Below are 16,293 nucleotides of genomic sequence, written 5' to 3' on the forward strand. Positions count from 1 at the left end.
GAAAGACAGGATATAAAGAATGAAAACATCCACATCACGCCGTTCCGTTAAGATGGGCGACCAGATCATGCGCGAGATTGCAACAATGCTCATTGAAGAGATTGGCGACCCGCGTCTGGAGATGGTTTCCATCAGCGGTGTGCGAATGAACAAAGATAATAAAATTGCCGAGGTGATGTTCACCATGGCCGGGGACAAGGAAAAAATAGCCGCTGCAGTCAAAGCTTTGGACAAAGCCAAGGGTTTCATGCGCAGCAAGCTGAGCAAACGTATCCGTGTCCGTCAGATTCCCGAACTCAGGTTCGTGCACGACAACTTTCTTGAGGAGATGGTATATGGAAGCTCAACTGAAAGAGATATGTCGGATTCTTAAAGAAGAAGACGACTTTCTCGTTGCGGCGCATTTCAACCCGGACGGGGACGCCTTAGGCTCTACTGCAGCCATGGGTTACATTCTCGAAAAGCTAGGCAAACGCTACCGCCTTTACAACCAGAGCGGTAAGCCTGAAGCCATGAACTGGTTCGAGACTCCCGCACCAATCCTGACCGAAATCCCCAAGGGTTTTGACGGTTGGTATATCGTCCTTGACTGCGGCGATGCCCCACGCATGGGTGAAACACTCATGAACGCCATGGACCCGGAAAAATCTATAAACATAGACCATCACATGGGCAATTCCGGTTTCGCTGCCGTCAACTGGGTGGATACAAACCGCCCGGCTGTAGGTGAAATGATCACCCTCATCGCCCGTGAGTTTAAAATTTCTCTTTCCGACAAACTAGGTGAATCCATATACCTATCCATCGCCACTGATACCGGATTTTTCACCTACAACAACACCAAGCCTGAGACCCTCGAAATCATAGCCGACATTCTGCGCTACGGTCTTGATCTGGGTGAATTCGTACCTAAAATCCGCAACCAGTGGACCATGAAACGAATCAACCTTTGGGCAACCGCACTCGGCAAGGTTGTGATGCACCATGACGGGCAGACCGCCATGCTCTTCATCCCGCAGGAAATGCTTGATGAGACAGGTGCTACCGGATCAGACTGCGAAGGGCTGGTCAGCTTTATCCTGCGCATACAAGGAGTACGCGTGGCAGTACTCATCCGCGAGGACAGCCCCATGCGCTACAAGTTCAGCCTGCGTTCACAGTCCCGCGACAACGTACAGGCAGTGGCTTCACTCTTCGGAGGCGGAGGACACAAGAATGCATCCGGCGGCTTGATTGAAAACACCCCCGAGACTGTCCGTGAAAGACTTATTGCCGCCATTGGTGATAAGGTCATGAATTAAAATTTCATACAGGCGAAGCCTTAATAAAAGGTTTGGGACACTTAAACCCTATTGACACAAATCCTCAGAAAAGCGGATTTGCACGGTGCTTCAAAGCACCACCCCGAAGGGTGGTAAGCCCCAGGAAGGGGCGCAATAAAAGGGTTTAAGCTCTCCGGAAGGCTCGCCGAAGGCATTTTATATTATGGGAAGAAAACCTAAAAAAAGTCCTTTTCAGAAACATGGCGTTCTGGTTTTAAATAAACCGAGCGGCCCGACTTCTACTGATTGTCTGAATTCTATCAAGCGCGAGTTGAAACAGTACAAGATCGGCCATGCAGGAACCCTTGATCCTCTGGCGGAGGGCGTACTGCTGGTTATGCTCGGACAGGCCACAAAGTTAGGGCCTTATCTGCTGGGACATGATAAAGTATACACCGGAAGCCTGAGTATCGGAAAAACTACAGATACTTACGACATTCAGGGAACCGAAACTTCCACCGGCGACATTTCCGGAATTACGGAAAAAATGGTGGAAAATGAAATTTTACACTGGAATGACTTGACTAGTCAGGAAGTTCCTGCCTATTCGGCTGCAAAGCATAAAGGCAAACCACTCTATGAATTGGCCAGAAAGGGTGAAGAAACCCCGGTCAAAATTAAGAGTATTGAAATATTTGATGCAGAACCGCTGGAAGTGACTCTGCCACTGGCCCGTTTCCGGGTTGGGTGCTCTGCCGGCACCTACATTCGCTCCCTGGTCCATAGCTTGGGGTCGCGGCTCGGATGCGGCGCGGTAATGGAATCACTTAGGCGTGAAGAAAGTCGGCCTTACAGGCTGAGTGAAGCGCATAACCTCGATGAGGTTCTTGCCGATCCTGAAGGATTCGAGGCACGGATTATTCCCTTGGCGGATGCCCTGCCCCATTGGCACAGGTTTACCGTTTCGGAAAACATGTCCAAAGCCATCAAGAACGGGACAAGAATACCTGTCGCGGATATTGCTGCTGATCAGGAAATTATCGAAGGTGATAGGGCTATGTTCCTTGAACCTGACGGAACTGCTCTGGCTCTTATGGAGACAAAACAGATCGACGGTAAACTTCTCTGGGTAATTCTTCGCGGCCTGTGGGGCTGATTCCCCGCGGGAATATCAACTTCCGGCACAAACTAAACATTCACGTTACGACGTGAATTGGAGGATAACGCTATGGTTATGACTGCTGAAGACAAGGCAAAAGTAATTGAAGAATACCAGACCAAGCCTGGTGACACCGGTTCCCCTGAAGTACAGGTTGCTCTTCTTACCGCAAGAATCAAGTACCTGACCGACCACTTCAAAAGCCACAAAAAGGATTTCCACTCCCGCACCGGCCTGCTGAAAATGGTCGGCCAGCGCAGAAACATCCTGAAGTACCTGAAGTCCAAAGACATTCAGCGTTACCGTGATCTTATTGCAAGACTTGGTCTGCGCAAATAAGCAGTTTCGGGGGAGGGCTTGCCCTCCCCTTTTTGTTATAAAAATACATACATTTGTGTTTCCATCTGACTACACATCGTATAGATGGTAGTTAGATTGAACTTTGGAATCCGTGCTTTCCTACAGCAATTTTTAGTTGGCTGAGGAAGGGGTTCATACCCGCTAATGAAATCCTCCCTTAGCCGGCTGGAAAATTCGGACAGCACCGGGTTCCGTCATTACAACTTATTTAGAGAGGAATCTAAATGTTAGTACCTTTTGAACCCACTTCCGTTACCGGTCATGTCGGCAATCTCGACATTACACTGGAAACCGGACGCATGGCCAACCAGACCAACGGGACCGTCCTGATCAAATCCGGCGGAACTGTTGTTCTCGTTACCGCAGTTGGTATGCCCTCTGACGGTCCACGCGACTTTTTCCCCCTGACCTGTAACTATCTTGAAAGAACCTACGCTGCAGGCCGCATCCCCGGTGGTTACTTCCGCCGCGAAGTAGGCCGTCCTTCCGACCGTGAAACTCTGGTTTCCCGTCTCATGGACCGCCCCATCCGCCCGATGTTCCCCAAAGCGTACCGCGACGAAGTACAGGTTATCGCAACCGTTCTTTCCGCTGACACCGACACCAACCCCGACGTACTGGCAATGACCGGTGCTTCCGCAGCCCTGCACATCTCCGACCTGCCTTTCAACGGTCCTGTTGCTGCAGCCCGCGTCGGTTACGTAAACAATGAATTTGTACTCTACCCCACCTACAAAGGTGTGGCTGAGCAGAGCGAACTCAACCTCGTCTTCGCCGCAACCCGCGACGCAGTGATCATGGTTGAAGGTAGCTCCCAGTTCCTGTCTGAGAACACCATTGCTGAAGCACTGGAATGGGGTCACGAGCAGATGGCTCCCATGTTCGACCTGCAGGACGCTCTTCGTGAAAAAGTCGGCCGCCCCAAAATGGAAGTGGCTGAACCTGTTAAAGACGAAGAAGTTATAACTCTCGTTACCGAGAACTTCACCGACGAACTCGACAAGGCGCTGACCATTCCCGCAAAGATGGAACGCAAAGACGCCAAGTCCGAAGTTAAAGCCAAAGCAAAAGCTCTGGTTGAAGAGAAGTTCCCCGAAGAGCCTGAAAGAATTAAGGCCGTCGGCGATGTAATGGGTGACCTTGAAAAGAAAATTGTACGTCAGCGCATTGTGGACAAAGGCGTTCGTATTGATGGCCGCGACCTGACCACCGTACGTAACCTTTCCATGGAAGTAGGCAGCCTGCCTATGACCCACGGTTCCGCACTCTTTCGCCGCGGTGAGACCTCCGCACTGGCAGTCTGCACCCTGGGTTCCACACGCGATGAGCAGCGTTTTGAAACCCTGATCGGTGAAGACAGCAAACGCTTCATGCTCCACTACAACTTCCCCCCGTACTGCGTGGGTGAAGCAAGATTCCTGCGTGCTCCTTCCCGTCGTGAGATCGGCCACGGAACACTGGCTGAACGCGCTCTGCGTCCTGTTCTGCCTGCTGCTGAGAAGTTCCCCTTCACCATGCGTGTAGTTTCCGAGGTAATGGACTCCAACGGTTCTTCCTCCATGGCTTCCGTATGCGGCACCACCCTGTCCCTCATGGACGCAGGTGTACCCATCAGCGCACCTGTTGCAGGTATTGCAATGGGTCTGTGCAAAGAAGGCGAAGAATACTACGTTCTGACCGACATCCTCGGTGATGAAGATGCTCTCGGCGATATGGACTTCAAAGTAGCCGGTACTGAAGAAGGCATCACTGCAATTCAGATGGACATTAAAATCTCCGGTATCCCCGCAGAAGTCCTTCGCAGCGCTCTTGGTCAGGCTAAAGAAGCCCGCCAGATCATCCTTGACGACATGAAGGAAGTTATTGAAGAGCCCAGAGCTGAGCTTTCCGTTAACGCTCCCCAGATGGAAGTACTGCAGATCAACCCTGAGAAGATCCGCGATCTCATCGGACCCGGCGGTAAGAACATCAAGGCGATCACTGCTGAAACTGCAGCGGACATCGACATCGAAGATTCCGGTAAAGTTTCCATCTTCGCACCCACCCTTGAGTCCCTCAAGAAGACTGTGGAGATGGTTCAGTACTACGACCAGACCGCAGAACTGGGCAAAAACTACGTGGGTACTGTTAAGAAGATCCTCGAAATCGGCGCGATTGTTGAAATCCTCCCCGGTCTCGAAGGTCTGCTACACATCTCCCAGATCGACGTTGAACGCATCGCTGAAGTTACCGATGTTGTACAGCTCGGTCAGGAAATCACCGTCAAGGTTGTTGAAGTACAGCCTAACGGCCGTATCCGTCTCTCCCGTAAGGCATGGCTCATGGAGCAGGCCGGACAGGAAGTTGATCTTGAGAAATTCAAGATGGGCGGAGGACGCCCCGGCGGACGCCCCGGCGGACGTGATGGCGGTCGCCGTGACGACAGACGCGGTGGCGGTCGCCCCGGTGGTCGTGACGACAGACGTCGCAGATAGTCACTGTTCAGATAAGTATATTCAAAGCCGCCGGATGAATCATCCGGCGGCTTTTTTCATCATTAAAGACAAAGCTCCTTCAACTCTTTTTATAAATTACCTTCCTTTTCCTTGACGCTTACCGCATCAAACGATAATGAGTTTCATCTCCAATATCACAACAAAAATAGGAACTCATCATGGACAAATCACGGCGGCAGTTAGTCAGCCCTTCAGGAAAAGGGCGGGAAACAGCTTTTGTTCTGCTTGCAGCAGTTCTTGTATCCATTGCCTGCGCCACACTCATGTTCCTGAATCAACATAAGTCTCAAGCTGCAGAATTAGCGAGTTTTCAGGTCAGAGCATTTTCAGCGCTGAATGAGAAAGAACTTTCTGTATTCAATGGTCTGTACACAGCAGCGATAGAAATAAACGAAATTCATAAAGAGGAAGAAGAGTGGCTTAGCGTCGTTCAGCTGGAAGAAGAACTACTGCCGCCTTTCACTAAAGACACTGCCTGGAAAAAGAACGGGAGTTACAACTGGAGCTGCGAATTACGCCCGGCTGGTTCCGTGGATATGGCCTTGTACAGCGGTCACCCGGATAAAGACACCCCTGCGGGGTCATTCATCCTGCTCTTCGTTCACGATCACAAAATGCATAGCAGTACCAACAAAGCCCCTGCTCACGCTCCTTATGAAATCTGGTATCATCCGTCTTCCCTGAAACAAGCACCGCAAGCCGCCACAGATCAGGGATTTATCTCCGCAGGCTGGAAAGAAGTCATCGCTTACAGCGGTGCAGATGAAGTCAAAAGGATTAAAGGTTAGATCATGTTACGTATAAAATTTTTTACACTGGCAGCCCTGTTGTTTGTAGCGCTTGCCGCACCTGCACAAGCAGAAAAACTGGTTATCGGCGTCACCCTCCATCCTTACTACAGCTTTGTAACCAACATCGTGAAAGATCGGGCAGTTGTGCAGCCGCTTATCGGTGAAGGGTTCAATCCGCACAACTATCGGCCACAGCCGGAAGACATAAAACGAGTCATGAATCTGGACGTACTAGTGATTAACGGTATCGGTCACGATGAATTTGCCATGGAAATCCTTGAAGCTGCCCAGAGGAAAGGCAAGATCCCGGTTATTTTCGCCAATAAAGATGTTTCACTCATCCCGGTGGCTGGAAACATGGACAACCTGAAAATAGTAAACCCGCACACCTTCATCTCCGTGACAACCTCAATCCAGCAAATCTATACAATCGCATCTGATTTGGCTGAAATAGATCCTGACTATGCCAAATTCTACAAACAAAACGCCCGTAAATACGTGCGCAAACTACGCAAGCTCAAAGCCAAATACATGCAGCGTATTGCTGAACTTCCTGATGTCGAATTCCGTTGCGCGACCATTCATGGCGGCTACGATTACCTGCTGCAGGATTTTGGTCTGCAGGTCACAGCAGTGATTGAACCGAACCACGGCCTTAAGCCCACCGCCAACCAGCTGGCTAAGACCATCAGAAAGATCAAAGCGCTTAATGTGGATGTCATTTTCACCGAAATGCATTTCCCGGATAAATACGTCGATACCATCCACAAAGAGACCGGTATACGGATTCGCCATCTCTCACATCTGACCGGGGGTACTTATTCTCCTGATGATTTTGAGCTCGGAATTGAGGCCAATATGAAAGCCCTGACCGATGCCCTGATCGAAGCGCACAAAATCAAGGCGGACGAATAAATGAACACCGAACTTAAAACTGAATTCGGTCCATGCATCAACTTTAAAGATGTCAGCCTGACTCTTGGCAACACCGAAATTCTAAACAACATCAATTTCAAAATATACTCCGGTGCACTGCACTGCATCATAGGCCCCAACGGAGGCGGTAAAACATCCCTGCTACGTTCCCTGCTGGGCCAGATGCCTCACACCGGAGATATCCATATCAACTGGCAGGAAAACCGGACTATCGGCTACGTGCCCCAAGCACTGAACTACGACACCACTCTCCCTGTAACAGTGGAGAACTTCATGGCTATGACCTGCCAGAGCAGACCCGCTTTCATGAAACCTTCCCCCACAGACCGCATCGAAATCAAAGCCGCTCTTGAGCAGGTCAACATGGCAGGTAAATCTAAACGAATCTTCGGACAGCTTTCCGGGGGCGAAAGACAACGTGTACTGCTTGCCCAAGCTCTGCTCCCCTCACCTTCCCTGCTTATTCTTGATGAACCGACAACCGGCTTGGATAAGGCCGGTGCGGCTATCATGCGCGGTCTGCTTCGAGAACTGAAAGCCAAAGGCGTGACCATTCTGATCATCCACCATGACCTGATGGAAGTAAAAGAGATCGGTGACTGCGTGACCTGCATCAATCGCGGGGTTCTTTTCTCAGGATGCCCGACAGAGGAACTTACAGCAGAACGTATCCTTAATATTTTCAGTTCTACACGGCAGGCGGCATAATGGAATCCATATACGACCTGATCAGATCATCGCTCATGGAGATGGGCAAAAGCGGCACACTGCCCGATTATTTCCAATACGCATTCGTCATCAATGCTCTAATCTGCTCCCTGCTTGCAGGACCGATTCTCGGCGGTATCGGCACAATGGTCGTTGCCAAGCGGCTGGCCTTCTTCTCACAGGCAGTGGGACAGGCTGCCCTGACCGGGGTCGCGCTGGGCATCATCCTTGGCGAACCTTACACAGCACCATATGTTTCGCTATTCGGCTTCTGCATTCTTTTCGGACTGCTCATGAACTACACCCGCAACCGGACCCGCATGTCTTCGGACACGGTAATCGGGGTATTCCTATCCATATCGCTCGCTGTGGGGGCCTGTGTACTGCTCTACGTGACCGGGAAGGTTAATATGCATGTGCTGGACAATATCCTCTTCGGCTCTATCCTGACCGTAAATAACACTGACATAAACGTACTTGCTGTTATCTGCCTGCTTTGTGTGGCAATCTGCCTGCCACTGTTCAATAAAATCCTGCTGGCCAGCTTCAATCCCAGTCTTGCCCATGTGCGCGGTATCAACGTCAAACTGGTCGACTATATCTTCATTCTAATCATCACCGTAATAACCGTTGCTGCGCTCAAGATTGTCGGGGCGGTGCTTGTGGAAGCACTATTCATCATCCCGGCTGCAGCAGCGCGCAATATCAGCAGATCCATGCGCGGATTTTTTTTCTACAGCATGCTCTTCGCCACCCTGAGTTGCCTGCTTGGAGTAGTCATACCCATGCAATACCAAATACCGGTTCCCTCAGGCGGGGCAATCATCATCGTGGCCGCTTTTTTCTTTGCGGTAACTTCACTGCTGCGAACCGTGCTTCCCTCTTTTCGGGAAGCCGCAATTTAGGGAAAATGGGATGCGCTTCGCGCTTTTATTAATTTGATTTCGCCTCCGGCGGCTTAAGGAGCTAAGCCCCTTAAGAATCCCTATTATTGCCGTTAGGACAAAATGGTATATTTTGAAGGACTCAGATATGAAAAAAACATTACTACTCATCCTGATACTTAGTCTGCTCGGTTGTGCCAGACAATCAACTACACATCTGCAGACTTCAGGCATGCAGATATTAACCTCGCTTAAAGCCACAAAACTGCTGACCCAGACTTTAACTCAGGATACCGGAATTAAAACCATCCTGAGCGTCCCCCCGACCTACTCCATGAATTCTCAGGCCCGATACTTTAAGAAGCATGCCCGGAAATTTAACGAACAGGCAGCTAACGCCGCAGCCTGCGTAACCATCCGCTCAATCTGGATGCAGGATAATCTATACCCCTATGCCAGACGGGCCAATGTTCGCATTGTGGAAATCGACGGTTCCGCCCCGGTTGATAAAACCCAGGCCGGGGTCAAGCTTGTCCGCGATAAAGGAAGTGGATATGTATCACCATTTATCTGGCGTTCACCGGGCAACCTGACCAAAATGGCCGACTTCATCGCCAAGGACCTCATGGCCCTTTACCCGGATCAGGCAGCAATCATCGACAACAACCTGAAATCCCTCAAACAGGATCTTTTCAAACTGAGAACCAAATACGAATCTAAATTTATTGAGCTTGAATCAACCGAAGTAATCAGTTTGACCGGGGATTTTGATTATCTGCTCTCTGAATTCGGCATTGAAGTGGTTGAGTCTCTCCAAAAGCAGGCAATTGATTGGGATGAAAAGGATGTTGCGGCACTGGAAAAAGCTATCACTAAAAATGATGTAAATGCGGTAATCTGTAAGCGCATGCCGCAAGGCAGGATATATGAAATTATCGTGAACAGTGGAGCGCACCCGGTTGTGCTGACCACGCTGGTCACTGCCAACACCCCTCACCTTCCAGCACGAAAAAGACTGCTTGCATTTTATGCGGAGAATCTAGATAGAATTTTTAAAGGATTCAAGTAGATATTCCTGAACAAAAAGTCCGCAATATCTAAAAAGATATTGCGGACTTTTTGTACTATTTTAAAATCAAAAATAACGAAGCCCAAATAAAGAGTTTTGAAGAGTCCAGAGAAACTTTTCCCAAAAGTTTCTCTGGCCGCCGGAGGCATCTACAACTAGCCTCTTTCGTCAAAAACGCGTTTGGTCTTGGCAAAACTTCTGGGCAGCAGACCGGGCTTGAGAATTTCCACATTGGCCCGGACAAGGATGAATTTCCTGATCTCTTCGCAAATGGCCTTTGCAAGGTTCGCATCATTTGCTTCTGATACACCCGGATTACGTTCGACACGGACAGACATGTGATCCAACCCCTCCCTGCGTTCAAGATAAATCTGGTACTCAGAGCTTGCTTCGGGAAAAGATTCCAGCACAGACGCAATCTGACCGGGGTAAATATTGACCCCGCGAAAAATGAACATATCGTCACTTCTACCGGAGATGTAATCGTGACGAGGCATGGAACATCCGCAGGAGCATTCTCCGGGAATAATCCGGGTCAGGTCACGGGTGCGGTAACGAACCAGCGGAGAAGCTTCCTTGTTCAGGGTGGTTACAACCAACTCGCCGACCTCGCCTTCAGGCACAGGCTTCAAGGTCACAGGATCGATAATCTCGGCAATGTACTCATCACCCCAGTAATGGATACCTTCGTGGGCATTGCACTCGATTCCGGCTCCGGGCCCGTAAAGTTCTGTCATACCGGTAATATCGTAACTGCCTTCCAGTCCAAGGGATTCCTCAAACTGCTTGCGCATCTTGGCAGAAACAGCCTCGCCGCCGAAGATGCAGCGTTTGAGCTTGAGCCTTTCGGTGATCCCGGCCTTCTGTGCTTCTTCACCGAGCAGCAGAGCCATAGATCCGGTAGCGCAAAGACAGGTAGCTCCGAGGTCTTCCAAAATCTGAAGCTGTATTTCCAGCATACCCGGCCCCACGGGCAGAGTCATGGCTCCAAAATGTTCAGCACCAAGTTGGAATCCCGCTCCCGCAGTCCAGAGACCGTAACCGACACAGACCTGCACCCTGTCAAGGGTAGTCAGTCCGGGCAACTCGTAACAACGAGCGAACATATTTTTCCATGTCTCAATATCATTGCGGGTGTAGGAAAGGATCTTGCGCTTTCCGGTGGTCCCGCTGGAACCGTGGATACGGACGACGTCTTCCTCTGGCACGGAAAGCAAAGGAAGAGGGTAACCTTCCTTCAGGTGATCGGCAGTGGTGAAGGGCAGCATCTGTAAATCCTCAAGGGATTTTATGTCACCCGGCTCAACTCCCTGCTTCTTATACTGCTCCTGATAGAAAGGGCTGTTCGCCGCGGTATGGGCAACAGTCTTTTTCAATCCTTCCAGCTGCTTACCAGCCAGATCTTCCGCAGTAAGTTCCGGTATAAATCTATATTTGCCGCCCATTTTGAGTCTCCGTAGAAAGCTTGTTCAATTATCTGATGTATCGTATCCACGTATGGATCGTTTGTTTTGCAGGGACACCCTAAATCTTCAAGTTATCCAAGGTCAACATGCATCTAATTTCAATAAATATTTTTCATCTCGCGGCAGCAGCCCTTTTGGGTGCTGTTCTGGGAAGTTTTTACGGCTGTGCAGTATTCCGCTACATCAACGGACAGACTCTGACCAACCCGCGCCGCTCCACCTGCCCGAACTGCGGGCACACTATCCGCTGGTACGAGAACATCCCCCTCGTCAGCTATTTATTTCTGGGAGGGAAGTGCTCTTCCTGCAAACAGAAAATCAGCCCCATGTACGCTGTAATAGAGTTGGTGTCCGTTTCATGGGCGGTACTGCTCATGCTCACTTTCGGCCCTTCGGTGCAATGGCTGGTTTATATGTTCTTCGGTGGATTGCTGATCGTGGCGTCATTCATTGACCTGAAAACATTCATCCTGCCGGACATAATCACTATCCCCGGCTCAATTGCAGCCATCCCCTGCGCAGCCATGCTTACCCCCGTAGGCTGGGAAGGTGCTCTTCTGGGTGCTGGAATCGGCGGTGGTTTATTCTGGTCGCTGCGGCTGCTTTACCGTGGACTTAAGGGAGTGGAAGGTCTCGGTCTGGGCGATGTAAAAATCATGTTCATGATCGGAGCTCTATCCGGCCCGCAAAACCTTCCGCTGGTAATAACGGTTTCGGCTTTCACCGGGCTGGTAGCCGGACTGATCATGATGGTGGTTGATAAGGATCAGGAATACGGCTCAATGATACCCTTCGGTCCATTTCTGGCTTTGGGAGCCATGCTGACTATTCTTTACGCCGAGCCTTTCTGGAACTGGTATTTAGTCTAAAACAGATGAAACAAAAAAAAGGGGAGGAAACGGGCAAAGCTTCCTCCCCTTGTTCCGTTAAACGGAAATTATTTATACTCCGAAGGGACCGAACTTCTTAACGTATTCCTGAAGTTCTTCCCAGAGATGTTCGGAAAATTTATCGTACTTTTCAGCTGCGCTGTCGTAGCTTTCAAGTTTTTTCACTACATTTGCAGCCTTGTCGTAAACAGTATTGAATTCAGCCTCGTCCATGCCTGCCATTTTCATAGCTTCTTCTTTGGAAAGGTGACCGGTATGGGCAAAAACCCCGGACAGAACGCCCATCATATTTTTTACGTTCTTTTGAGCCATTTTAATAATACTCCTTGAATAAATGAAATTTTTAAGTACCTCACTACCTATTTTGGGAGATAACACTATTTAGTTCATCATTGCAAGCGGTTCCCGTTATATACGATAACAAACCCCCGTGAAGTACCCATAACTGACCAATTTCATGCACCGTTGCTTTTTCATTAATGCAAACGTACTATCCTGCTTTAAAACTTCATTAAAGAGATCAATATGACCACTAGAAATAACAGTATCTGGATAAACGCCGGAGAGGCATCCGGCGATATGCACGGGGCAAGGCTCGCCAAAGAACTCATGGAGCGCGACCCCGGCCTGAAAGTCATGGGCATGGGCGGTTCCGCAATGGAAAAAGCGGGCTGCGATATACGCTATCCCATGCAGCTGATCTCACTGGTAGGGCTGACCGAAGTTCTGCCCAAACTACCACGGTTGCTCAGACTTTTCGGACAGATCGGCGACATCCTCAAAGCGGAAAGACCGAAAGCCATAATCCTCATCGACTGCCCGGACTTTAACTTCCGACTGGTAAAAATCGCCCGCAAGCTGGATATTCCGGTCTACTATTACATCACCCCGCAAATATGGGCATGGCGTCAGGGCAGGGCAAAATTCCTGCAAAAACATGTACGAAAGATTCTGTGCATCCTGCCCTTCGAGCAACAATTTTTCAAAGACCGCGGGGTTGATGCCCAATACGTTGGACACCCGCTGCTTGATCTCATGCCGCTGGATGAACTCGACGCCATCGAACCGGACCCCAATCTGGTTGGCATCCTGCCGGGAAGCAGGAGCAAGGAAATTTCATCGCTACTGCCGGAATTCGCCATGGCAGCGGAACGGCTATCCAAGGATTTCCCGCAATTGAAATTTTCCATTGCCCGCGCACCGGGAGTGAAAGAAGAAAAGCTGCGCCATTTCTGGCCGGACCATATTCCGGTGACCATAAATCAGCCGGAAAACAGATACCGCCTCATGCGCAATTCAAACGTCATAATGGCCGCATCCGGTACGGCGACCTTGGAATGCGCGCTCATCGGCACTCCGACTCTGGTTGCCTACAAGATGTCCGCACTGAGCGGTTTTCTGGCTAAGAAAATCCTTGATATCAAATACGTAAGCCTAGCCAATATAATCCCGGACAAACTCATCCTGCCGGAATATCTGCTGGAACAAGCCACCGCAGATAATTTCTACAACCAAATTCGGCAATGGGTCAGCGAACCTGATTCCGCGCAAGAAGTCCGCGCTGAACTCAGTGCGCTGCGTAAAATGATCGGCGAGCCGGGTGTGGCTGAGCGTACAGCTGAAATTATTTTGGATGATATTAACAAGGGGTAACATTCCACTTTTTAACAACCGGGGATTATCATGAAAAAATTTCTTGTACTGTTCATTTTACTGGCAACAGTGGCTTTCAGTGGATGTGTGGCCCGTAAGATTCCCGGAGAATACGCCTTTTACTCCACCAAATCACCGTCACTGACAGTACAATTTAACGAACTGAAATATCAGGGTGAATACAAGGCAACAATCAATGCAGCCAATATTCACACATACTTTTATGCTGACTCGGAAGGTGGGAAAGGTGCGTGGATAGAGATTCTCGATGTACGTCAGGACTGGAATGTCCGCCCCAAACGTGTACCGGGGAAAAATTTCCCCAATACAGGAGTGTTCACTCGCAAAATAGCAGGCGAAGATTATTACTGCCGCAGCTTTCTGATCCTGCCCGGTCGGGATAAAACAAGTCCGGAATCATTGCCCGACTACACGGCTGTTCGTATTTACTCCAAACTCATATCAACCAAGAAAAAAATATCCATAGGGTTCGCAGAAAAAATTGATCCCGCTACCGCTCACAGCATCTTCAGTCACCCGGACTACGAAGGGTTGACCAAAGAACAAAAAGATTTTTTTGCCGCATTCGACCAAAAAGCCGATACAGCTCTCATGCTGCATAAGTTTCAGCAGAATGATATCACCGACGAGATCAAAACAGCGGTGACCATCAAAGAACCTTGGTATAAATCAACCGATTTCATGCCTATTGATCAGCAGGTGGGGAAGGTGCAGCGGTAATTTTTATCAGAATAATTCTTGATCAGCCTTAGATAATGAAAATCCCGGAACTTTGGATAAAAGCTCCGGGATTTATTTTCACAGATCAATTACTCTGCAATTTCAAAGCGTTTTTTAAGTCGATTTATGGTGTGAACCCACTTCTTAGCTACAGGGCGGCAGACAGTATTCTGGTTTCCAAAGAAGCCTGTCTCCTTAATGGCTTTGTCACGTGGAACTGTCTTAATCCAATCCACAGGGACTGCCACATACTTCTTATCCTGCTCATCAATAAACTCCAGAAGAGCAGGATCAACATCCTCCAGCTCGGAAAGAATCTCAGTCTTCCCTTGAAAATCATTTACTTCGTACTCATCCACATATCTGGCCGGACCGCCTACAATGCCTACCCCAAGATATCCTGTGTTAGCCATGTTTACCCAAATGCGGTCTCCCTCTTTGAGAGACCATAAAGTCCGGCTATACCACTCCCCGCCACCTGCTGCGATGTATCCAAGCTTGGCAGCTTTGCTCCAGTCAAAACCAGTCCAGAATGAAACATAGCATTCCCCATTCCACTCAACAACTGAAGCTGATTCTGTGTTGCTGGGTAAACCTGTAGGATCGCGTAGCCATGCGCGGGTAAGAAATTCATTGTCACCGTCTTTGAACACCCTGAAAAAAACGGCATTCACCGGAACGCTGTAGGTCTCTGCCAGATATCCCACAATACGCTCTGTCGAGTTATCCAGTTCCGCAGCAACGATTACCAGCTCATGCTCGTCGTTTAAATCCTGCGGCATCTGGGGAACGTTAAACTTTGCGCAAAAAGCAGCATCAAGGGACTCGGCTCGATGACCGTTGTACCTATCCTGAAATTTATCAAATATCCCGGAGATATCATCTGCCCGGAGTTCCTGAACCCACGAAGCATAATCCAGAAGCTGGGCCACAACTTCACGCGGGGTCAGATTCTTCTTAAGCTCAATGACAATAAGTTTCCCGTCACGGTCAATTGCCAGTAAATCAATATAACCGCCAAAAGAAGTTTGAACCTGCCGCCCTATCAGCATCCAGTTGGGCGATGCAATGGAAATGTCTTTGAAAAGAATTGTCTCCAGCCGGGACTCATAGTCCATGGAAATCGGATCGACTTCCTTGGGAGTGTCGTCATTAATATTCCAGATTTTCAATTCGAGAGGCATTCTATCAGCCATACCTTTCTGGGGTTAAAAGACTGTCATTCGTAAAATTTTTATCTACATAGGCCCGAACTTGGCCTCATATTTATCGAGCTTTTCACGCGCCTCGACAAGTTCATCGCTCACGTCGCGCAATCGCTGAGATATTTTTTCAGCCATAACCCGAAAAACAGCCGCATGAAAAATAAGTTTCCGTTCATCACTTAAGCGATCAAGCACAGAGGCATCAACAGCCAGACACAGGCTGTTATTCGTGGCTTTGACTGTAGCACTTCTGGGACTACCGTCAATCACACCCATTTCACCGAAAATATCACCGAAATTTTTCATCTCGTTAATCTGGATGTTTTTCTTATACACACCGACTTTGCCGGAAATCAAAATGTACATCCAATGGTCAAAGGCGTTTTCCTCTATGATCACCTCGCCTTCCTGATACTTGCGAATCTTGCAAAGGTTAACCACGTCTTTGATCTTGTCCTCATCAAGAGAACAGAACAAAGGCATTTTCAAAAAACGTTCTAAAATATCGTCTGAAGCGCTTAAGTAATCCGACTCGATCATACTGAATTCCCCTCCTGAACCCCAAATAATAAATGATGTTTAAACTGGTCAGTAAACGCACTGACTTCTGCACTTGCCCAACTATCCCTTCCCATTAGCAGGTGAACGAATCTGCGACAAGACACTGGCAATAT

17 protein-coding genes are annotated in these 16,293 nt (G+C 49.1%); 13 read left to right on the plus strand and 4 right to left on the minus strand.

The annotated features are described in order from the left end of the window. Positions 1–19: 19 nt before the first annotated feature. The 10 genes from rbfA to ACNI29_RS02550 all read left to right on the plus strand — a co-directional run bounded on the left by rbfA (position 20) and on the right by ACNI29_RS02550 (position 9,664). Entirely contained in the window at positions 20–373 is a 354-nt protein-coding gene (gene rbfA / locus ACNI29_RS02505; protein ID WP_419780609.1) for a 30S ribosome-binding factor RbfA, read from the plus strand. Beyond that, positions 336–1,301 carry a DHH family phosphoesterase gene (locus ACNI29_RS02510; protein WP_419780610.1) on the plus strand — a complete coding sequence of 322 codons (966 nt, stop codon included), beginning with the start codon at positions 336–338 and terminating at the stop codon, positions 1,299–1,301. The genes rbfA and ACNI29_RS02510 overlap by 38 nt, the downstream gene beginning before the upstream one ends. 184 nt (positions 1,302–1,485) lie before the next feature. After that, complete coding sequence (gene truB, locus ACNI29_RS02515; protein WP_419780611.1) at positions 1,486–2,418, plus strand: tRNA pseudouridine(55) synthase TruB; 933 nt, start codon at positions 1,486–1,488, stop codon at positions 2,416–2,418. Between the two features lie 72 nt (positions 2,419–2,490). Beyond that, positions 2,491–2,760: a 30S ribosomal protein S15 gene (rpsO, locus tag ACNI29_RS02520; protein ID WP_163292042.1), complete on the plus strand. Its 270-nt coding sequence runs from the start codon at positions 2,491–2,493 to the stop codon at positions 2,758–2,760. Positions 2,761–3,005: 245 nt separating this feature from the next. Further along, a complete protein-coding gene (pnp, locus tag ACNI29_RS02525; protein WP_419780612.1) occupies positions 3,006–5,255 on the plus strand; it encodes a polyribonucleotide nucleotidyltransferase in 2,250 nt (749 codons plus the stop codon). Positions 5,256–5,434: 179 nt separating this feature from the next. Further along, on the plus strand, positions 5,435–6,064 hold the full coding sequence (locus tag ACNI29_RS02530; RefSeq protein WP_419780613.1) for a DUF6162 family protein: 630 nt from the start codon (positions 5,435–5,437) through the stop codon (positions 6,062–6,064). Between the two features lie 3 nt (positions 6,065–6,067). Next, positions 6,068–6,982, plus strand: a complete 915-nt coding sequence (locus ACNI29_RS02535) for a metal ABC transporter solute-binding protein, Zn/Mn family (RefSeq protein ID WP_419780614.1) — start codon at positions 6,068–6,070, stop codon at positions 6,980–6,982. Then, on the plus strand, positions 6,983–7,711 hold the full coding sequence (locus ACNI29_RS02540) for a metal ABC transporter ATP-binding protein (protein ID WP_419780615.1): 729 nt from the start codon (positions 6,983–6,985) through the stop codon (positions 7,709–7,711). Continuing rightward, on the plus strand, positions 7,711–8,616 hold the full coding sequence (locus ACNI29_RS02545; RefSeq protein ID WP_419780616.1) for a metal ABC transporter permease: 906 nt from the start codon (positions 7,711–7,713) through the stop codon (positions 8,614–8,616). The genes ACNI29_RS02540 and ACNI29_RS02545 overlap by 1 nt, the downstream gene beginning before the upstream one ends. A gap of 127 nt (positions 8,617–8,743) precedes the next feature. Further along, positions 8,744–9,664, plus strand: a complete 921-nt coding sequence (locus ACNI29_RS02550) for a metal ABC transporter solute-binding protein, Zn/Mn family (protein ID WP_419780617.1) — start codon at positions 8,744–8,746, stop codon at positions 9,662–9,664. 155 nt (positions 9,665–9,819) lie between these two features. Here ACNI29_RS02550 and ACNI29_RS02555 read toward each other — a convergent pair whose 3' ends face one another. Then, entirely contained in the window at positions 9,820–11,109 is a 1,290-nt protein-coding gene (locus tag ACNI29_RS02555) for a phenylacetate--CoA ligase family protein (protein ID WP_419780618.1), read from the minus strand. Between the two features lie 107 nt (positions 11,110–11,216). On the opposite strand from ACNI29_RS02555, the gene ACNI29_RS02560 reads away from it, so the two are divergent. Beyond that, the gene (locus ACNI29_RS02560; protein ID WP_419780619.1) at positions 11,217–11,999 is read left to right on the plus strand and encodes a prepilin peptidase; all 783 of its coding nucleotides are present in this window, start codon (positions 11,217–11,219) and stop codon (positions 11,997–11,999) included. A gap of 72 nt (positions 12,000–12,071) precedes the next feature. Here the strand turns inward: ACNI29_RS02560 and ACNI29_RS02565 are convergent, their stop codons facing one another. Then, complete coding sequence (locus ACNI29_RS02565) at positions 12,072–12,332, minus strand: hypothetical protein (protein ID WP_419780620.1); 261 nt, start codon at positions 12,330–12,332, stop codon at positions 12,072–12,074. Between the two features lie 213 nt (positions 12,333–12,545). Here ACNI29_RS02565 and lpxB point away from each other — a divergent pair, with 213 nt between their 5' ends. After that, positions 12,546–13,673, plus strand: a complete 1,128-nt coding sequence (gene lpxB, locus ACNI29_RS02570) for a lipid-A-disaccharide synthase (protein ID WP_419780621.1) — start codon at positions 12,546–12,548, stop codon at positions 13,671–13,673. 30 nt (positions 13,674–13,703) lie between these two features. After that, the gene (locus ACNI29_RS02575; protein ID WP_419780622.1) at positions 13,704–14,414 is read left to right on the plus strand and encodes a hypothetical protein; all 711 of its coding nucleotides are present in this window, start codon (positions 13,704–13,706) and stop codon (positions 14,412–14,414) included. A gap of 89 nt (positions 14,415–14,503) precedes the next feature. Here ACNI29_RS02575 and ACNI29_RS02580 read toward each other — a convergent pair whose 3' ends face one another. Continuing rightward, positions 14,504–15,610, minus strand: coding sequence for an endonuclease NucS domain-containing protein (locus ACNI29_RS02580; RefSeq protein ID WP_419780623.1), 1,107 nt, complete (start codon positions 15,608–15,610; stop codon positions 14,504–14,506). Between the two features lie 42 nt (positions 15,611–15,652). Beyond that, on the minus strand, positions 15,653–16,159 hold the full coding sequence (locus ACNI29_RS02585; RefSeq protein WP_419780624.1) for a Crp/Fnr family transcriptional regulator: 507 nt from the start codon (positions 16,157–16,159) through the stop codon (positions 15,653–15,655). Between the last annotated feature and the right edge of the window lie 134 nt (positions 16,160–16,293).

Origin of the sequence: Maridesulfovibrio spiralis (SeqCode) (genome assembly GCF_048571135.1) — a bacterium.
Taxonomy (GTDB): domain Bacteria; phylum Desulfobacterota; class Desulfovibrionia; order Desulfovibrionales; family Desulfovibrionaceae; genus Maridesulfovibrio; species Maridesulfovibrio spiralis.

What these genes read in the sequence shown, in the direction of transcription:
- ACNI29_RS02560 (WP_419780619.1), top strand. Translation starts at nt 11,217, where the DNA reads ATGCATCTAATTTCAATAAATATTTTTCATCTCGCGGCAGCAGCCCTT.
- rbfA (WP_419780609.1), top strand. Translation starts at nt 20, where the DNA reads ATGAAAACATCCACATCACGCCGTTCCGTTAAGATGGGCGACCAGATC.
- pnp (WP_419780612.1), top strand. Translation starts at nt 3,006, where the DNA reads ATGTTAGTACCTTTTGAACCCACTTCCGTTACCGGTCATGTCGGCAAT.
- rpsO (WP_163292042.1), top strand. Translation starts at nt 2,491, where the DNA reads ATGGTTATGACTGCTGAAGACAAGGCAAAAGTAATTGAAGAATACCAG.
- ACNI29_RS02555 (WP_419780618.1), bottom strand. Translation starts at nt 11,109, where the DNA reads ATGGGCGGCAAATATAGATTTATACCGGAACTTACTGCGGAAGATCTG.
- ACNI29_RS02580 (WP_419780623.1), bottom strand. Translation starts at nt 15,610, where the DNA reads ATGGCTGATAGAATGCCTCTCGAATTGAAAATCTGGAATATTAATGAC.
- ACNI29_RS02575 (WP_419780622.1), top strand. Translation starts at nt 13,704, where the DNA reads ATGAAAAAATTTCTTGTACTGTTCATTTTACTGGCAACAGTGGCTTTC.
- lpxB (WP_419780621.1), top strand. Translation starts at nt 12,546, where the DNA reads ATGACCACTAGAAATAACAGTATCTGGATAAACGCCGGAGAGGCATCC.
- ACNI29_RS02535 (WP_419780614.1), top strand. Translation starts at nt 6,068, where the DNA reads ATGTTACGTATAAAATTTTTTACACTGGCAGCCCTGTTGTTTGTAGCG.
- ACNI29_RS02540 (WP_419780615.1), top strand. Translation starts at nt 6,983, where the DNA reads ATGAACACCGAACTTAAAACTGAATTCGGTCCATGCATCAACTTTAAA.
- ACNI29_RS02510 (WP_419780610.1), top strand. Translation starts at nt 336, where the DNA reads ATGGAAGCTCAACTGAAAGAGATATGTCGGATTCTTAAAGAAGAAGAC.
- ACNI29_RS02565 (WP_419780620.1), bottom strand. Translation starts at nt 12,332, where the DNA reads ATGGCTCAAAAGAACGTAAAAAATATGATGGGCGTTCTGTCCGGGGTT.
- ACNI29_RS02530 (WP_419780613.1), top strand. Translation starts at nt 5,435, where the DNA reads ATGGACAAATCACGGCGGCAGTTAGTCAGCCCTTCAGGAAAAGGGCGG.
- ACNI29_RS02550 (WP_419780617.1), top strand. Translation starts at nt 8,744, where the DNA reads ATGAAAAAAACATTACTACTCATCCTGATACTTAGTCTGCTCGGTTGT.
- ACNI29_RS02545 (WP_419780616.1), top strand. Translation starts at nt 7,711, where the DNA reads ATGGAATCCATATACGACCTGATCAGATCATCGCTCATGGAGATGGGC.
- ACNI29_RS02585 (WP_419780624.1), bottom strand. Translation starts at nt 16,159, where the DNA reads ATGATCGAGTCGGATTACTTAAGCGCTTCAGACGATATTTTAGAACGT.
- truB (WP_419780611.1), top strand. Translation starts at nt 1,486, where the DNA reads ATGGGAAGAAAACCTAAAAAAAGTCCTTTTCAGAAACATGGCGTTCTG.